The 1056-nt window shown below is 62.4% G+C and carries 2 protein-coding genes; both read left to right on the forward strand.

Annotation, left to right across the window (positions count from 1 at the left end; genetic code table 11):
* The first annotated feature begins 72 nt into the window (after positions 1-72).
* A complete protein-coding gene (locus QT222_RS00715) occupies positions 73-735 on the forward strand; it encodes a DUF6735 family protein (RefSeq protein ID WP_491475977.1) in 663 nt (220 codons plus the stop codon).
* Between the two features lie 74 nt (positions 736-809).
* Positions 810-1056: DUF8025 family protein (locus QT222_RS00720; RefSeq protein ID WP_491475978.1), on the forward strand; the 247-nt coding region annotated here is incomplete at its 3' end.

Below are 1056 nucleotides of genomic sequence, written 5' to 3' on the forward strand. Positions count from 1 at the left end.
GCGTTGTTCTCCCCCCCAGGAGGGGGTGCGGGGCGACACAGCACAAGCATCGCCTCGTGAGGTGATTGAATCATGGGACACCGCGCACTTGTTGCGTACGAACGTACCGATGGCCAGTACACGCTCCACTACTCTCACTGGGGTGCTGCGGACCTGAAACTGAAGTACCGAATCTCGGCTGAGTCGCCGTTCGGTGGCGAAGACACCGACTCCAAGTGGACGAAACAGCTCCTCGCAGAGCTGGCCGATGGCCTCGAGGCAGATGCGGTCGACGGCTACCTCGCCGACGAGGATCGACCGTCGACGGTCGTCGATCCGAAGCCCCGAGCCACCGGGGTCACCCTCGACGAGATCGTCGCTGACCATCTCGACTACCTCCTCCGCGAGGCGTTCTTCGAGGTGTCGACGACGTTCGAGGTGACCGCCTATCGGACGCTGTGGTTCGGGCTCCAGTACGACTCGGAGACGGTCGAACAGGGAGCGACGGTCGGGAACGGCGCGCTCGCGACGGTGCGCTGGTACGACGGCGAGCCGGTCGGCGACGGCCACCTGCAGGGACAGTTCGCTGCCCTCAAAGACATCGTCGGCGACATGCTCGACAAAGGCGTCTTCACACCGTCGACGGCGAGGCAGTATCTGAAACGGAAGCTCGCTGAGCGGGTCGGAGACCGGCAGGAGCTACTCATTCCGACTGGGGAATCACCCTTCGAGAAGGCGAGCCTGAACCGCTCGTAGGGTGCTCTGTTTCGAGGCAGGCGCTGTTTTTCGAGGGCTGAAAGAACTGAGCCCCCACGTAGGCTCGTGATTCCATGACCGAGCAACCAGCTGACGATCCGTTCCACGACTGCGAGTTGAACCCCAAGGCAATCTTGGGAACGCACACCTTCGAAGACGTCCTATTCACCGACGAGACGGAGACACCGGTGAACGTGCTGACGGGCCAAACGCCAGCGCACTCGCAAGCGACCGTCGACGAAGCACGTGAGTTTGCAGCCAGTATTGACACCGACACACCACAGATCGCGCTCCCAGCCTCGGTGGAGACACAGATCGAGA

Source organism: Haloferax sp. s1, assembly GCF_058382125.1.

What these genes read in the sequence shown, in the direction of transcription:
- QT222_RS00715 (WP_491475977.1), top strand. Translation starts at nt 73, where the DNA reads ATGGGACACCGCGCACTTGTTGCGTACGAACGTACCGATGGCCAGTAC.